The following is a 3,250-nucleotide window of genomic DNA, read 5'->3' as shown; positions in this document are numbered from 1 at the left end:
GGTCCGCTTCCTGGGCGTCTTCGACACGGTCGGCGCGCTCGGGGTCCCGGGCCCCTCCCGTCGCAAGAACCGCTTCCACGACGTCTCCCTCGCGCCCGCCGTGCAGACCGCCCGGCAGGCGCTCGCGATCGACGAGCGTCGTCTGACCTTCGCGCCGTGCCTGTGGACCGTGCCCGACGACGACCCGCCAGGCCGCGTGGAGCAGGTGTGGTTCCCCGGCACCCACGGCGACGTCGGCGGCGGCGGCTCGCGCTGCGGCCTGTCCGACCTCGCGCTGCAGTGGATGGCCGCCGAGATGCGCGCCGTGGGCGTGCAGTTCGACGAGCACCGTCTCGCGCGTCAGCTCACCCCGCGCGCCGCCCTGGTCCTGGACCAGGCTCCGCCGTGGCCGTTCCGCATCCTCAACGTGGCCACCCGCGTGCGGCCGCGCTACGCGACGGTCGACGGCCGCCTCGTGTTCCGCCGCGGCCTGCGGGTCCTCGCGCTGCCGGTGCCGTCGTCCCCGGCGGAGCTCACGGCCGGCGCCACGGGCCACGACGTCGTGACGGCGGAGGTCGTCGGGGCGTGGCGCGACGGCGTGCGCCTCGCGGACACCGTGCTGCGGCACGTCCTGCGCGACGGCTACGCCGCCCTCGCCCCCAACCTCGGCTGGTGGATCACCGAGGCCGGGGGAGTGGAGCGCGTCCCCGTCGAGCGGGTCGACGCCGCCCGCGGCGACCTGCGCCCGTTCGTCGTGCCGGGCGACGACCTCATCGAACCGGTGCGAAGTCCTCGAGCGCTGCCGGCGGGTCGGTGAGGTCGGGGTCCTTCGCGAGGTAGGCCTTCGTCTCCCGCGCGATGAGCCCGGACAGCAGGAGCAGCCCGACGAGGTTCGGCAGCGCCATGAGTCCGTTGAGGACGTCGGCCACGCCCCACACGAGGTCCAGCTCCCAGACCGCGCCCACGAGGCACACGAGCGTGAAGATCGCGCGGTACGGCAGCGACACCCTGATGCCGAAGAGCGAGGTGGCGCACCGCTCGCCGTAGTACGCCCACCCGATCACCGTGGAGAGCGCGAAGAACACGACGGCGATCGCGACCACGGCGCCGCCGAACTGCGCGAGCGGGCCGGACGACATCGCCGTCGACGTCATCGCCGCACCCTCCTCGCCCGACGTCCACGCGCCGGACGTGATGATGACCAGGCCGGTGAACGACACGACGATGATCGTGTCGATGAAGGTCTGCGTCATGGACACCAGGCCCTGGCGCACCGGGTGGTGCGTCTTCGCCGCGGCAGCGACGATCGCGGCCGAGCCCAGGCCCGACTCGTTGGAGAACAGGCCGCGCGCGACGCCGTACTGCAGCGCGAGGGCGACGGTCGAGCCGACGAAGCCGCCCGTGGCCGCGGTGCCCGTGAACGCGTCGGTGAACACGAGTGCGAAGGCGTCGGGGATGGCGGTGACGTTCGCGCCGAGCACCAGGAGCCCGGCCAGGATGTAGAAGAGGATCATCGTCGGCACGAACGACGCGGTGACCGCGCCGATCCGCTTGATGCCGCCGATGAGGACGACGCCCACGAAGAGCACGATGACGATGCCCGTCGCCAGCGGCGGGACGCCGAACGTGTCGTCGAGGGACTGCGCGATCGTGTTGGTCTGCGTCATGTTGCCGATGCCGAACGCGGCGAGCGCAGCGAAGACGGCGAACGCGACGGCGAGGATCTTGCCCAGGGGCCCGCGGATGCCCCGCTTGAGGTACTCCTGGGGCCCGCCGCGCTGCTCGCCCTTCTCGTCGACGACGCGGAACTTCGAGCCGAGGAACGCCTCCGAGTACTTGGAGGCCATGCCCAGGAGGCCGGTGACCCACATCCAGAACAGGGCGCCGGGGCCGCCGATGCCGATGGCGGTCGCGACGCCGGCGATGTTGCCGACGCCGACCGTGGCGGCGAGCGCGGTGGTCAGCGCCTGGTAGTGCGAGATGTCGCCCTCGCCGTCGCCGTCGCCCGCCGAGGCCTCCTTGCGCTGGAGCAGCCCGAGGCGCAGTGCGGGTCCGAGCTTGCGGAACTGCAGCCCCTTGAGCCGGATCGTGAGGTACAGGCCCGTGCCCAGCAGCAGCGGGATCAGCAGGAAGGGGCCCCAGACGAAGGAGCTGGCTGCGGCGATGAAGTCAGCGAAGGAATCCACGCCGCGCACCGTAACCCGTTGCCGTCGTCATCCGTCGGGGGACGACGGCGCGTGTCGCCGGTCGGGCGAGGGCCCGACGCGTCGCAGCCGGTCAGGAGTCGTAGGCGTCCTTGACGACGAGCACCGGGACGGGGGAGTCGAGCAGCACCCGCTGTGTCGTCGTCCCGACGAGGAAGGTGCCCGCGGTGGAGCGCTTGCGGGAGCCGAGGACGACGAGCGTCGCGCCGGACGCCTCGGCGGCGTCGAGGATCGCGTCCGCGGGCTCGGTGCCGGAGGGCCGGCGGGTGACCGGCAGGACCTCGACGCTCTCGCCCGCCTCGGCAAGGATGCCGTCGAGGGGGTCGCCGTCGACGGGGTCGTCCGACCGGGCGAGATGGACCACGTGCAGCGGCAGCCCGCGGCGGGTCGCCTCCGCGATCGCCGTCCGGACGGCCGCCTCACCGTGGGGCGACGGGTTGTAGGCCACGAGCACCGTCATGCGCACACTCTCGCACACGGAGGGAACCTCGCGCCGGTCCGACCCGTTGACCCCACCAGCCGACGAAGGAGCAGCGCACCATGCAGTGCCCCCACGACCAGTCCGTCCTCGTGATGTCCGAGCGCAAGGGCATCGAGATCGACTACTGCCCGCAGTGCCGGGGCGTGTGGCTCGACCGGGGTGAGCTCGACAAGATCATCGAACGGTCCCTCGAGTCGGAGATCGCCGCCGAGGCGCGCGGGCCCGTGCCGCCCGCGCCGGCCTCCCCGGGGCCGCCCTACCCGGCGTCGTACGACGAGCGTCGCTACGACGACAAGCGCTACGACGACCGTCGCCATGACGACGCGAGGTACGACGACAAGCGGTACGACGACAAGCGCTACGACGACCGCGGGTACGACCCCCGTTACCGCAAGCGCAAGAAGAAGGACTCGTTCCTCGGGGACCTGTTCGACTTCTGACGGGCCCGAAGCCCGCGTCGGCGGGTGCGTCAGACGGCGGCGAGCTGCTCGCGCACCTGCCGCTTGGCGCGGGTGAGCATGCCCGCCATGCCGTTGAGCCGCAGCGGGCTGACCGCGCGGGTGAGCCCGATCATCAGCGGGAAGTC

4 protein-coding genes are annotated in these 3,250 nt (G+C 72.5%); 2 read left to right on the top strand and 2 right to left on the bottom strand.

Translation table 11 applies throughout. The annotated features are described in order from the left end of the window. The coding region (locus ACFWEK_RS20295) for a phospholipase effector Tle1 domain-containing protein (protein ID WP_430555209.1) at positions 1-796 on the top strand (796 nt) is incomplete at its 5' end. Here ACFWEK_RS20295 and ACFWEK_RS20290 read toward each other — a convergent pair. Both ACFWEK_RS20290 and ACFWEK_RS20285 read right to left on the bottom strand, forming a co-directional pair. Continuing rightward, complete coding sequence (locus tag ACFWEK_RS20290; RefSeq protein ID WP_430555208.1) at positions 750-2,165, bottom strand: alanine/glycine:cation symporter family protein; 1,416 nt, start codon at positions 2,163-2,165, stop codon at positions 750-752. The genes ACFWEK_RS20295 and ACFWEK_RS20290 overlap by 47 nt on opposite strands. Positions 2,166-2,256: 91 nt before the next feature. Further along, positions 2,257-2,643 carry a universal stress protein gene (locus ACFWEK_RS20285; protein WP_430544998.1) on the bottom strand — a complete coding sequence of 129 codons (387 nt, stop codon included), beginning with the start codon at positions 2,641-2,643 and terminating at the stop codon, positions 2,257-2,259. An 80-nt stretch (positions 2,644-2,723) separates the two neighbouring features. Between ACFWEK_RS20285 and ACFWEK_RS20280 the strand changes: the two genes are divergently transcribed. Continuing rightward, positions 2,724-3,104 (top strand): zf-TFIIB domain-containing protein, encoded by a 381-nt coding sequence (locus ACFWEK_RS20280; RefSeq protein ID WP_430544999.1) that lies wholly within the window; start codon positions 2,724-2,726, stop codon positions 3,102-3,104. Positions 3,105-3,250: the final 146 nt, after the last annotated feature.

It is taken from the genome of Isoptericola sp. NPDC060257, from assembly GCF_042726645.1.
Taxonomy (GTDB): Bacteria; Actinomycetota; Actinomycetes; order Actinomycetales; family Cellulomonadaceae; genus Isoptericola; species Isoptericola nanjingensis.
Note: the sequence above shows the minus strand (reverse complement) of the source record. Positions and strands in the feature narration are given on the sequence as shown.

Excerpts from the sequence above, each read along its gene's own strand:
- ACFWEK_RS20280 (WP_430544999.1), top strand. The coding sequence starts at position 2,724 with ATGCAGTGCCCCCACGACCAGTCCGTCCTCGTGATGTCCGAGCGCAAG.
- ACFWEK_RS20285 (WP_430544998.1), bottom strand. The coding sequence starts at position 2,643 with ATGACGGTGCTCGTGGCCTACAACCCGTCGCCCCACGGTGAGGCGGCC.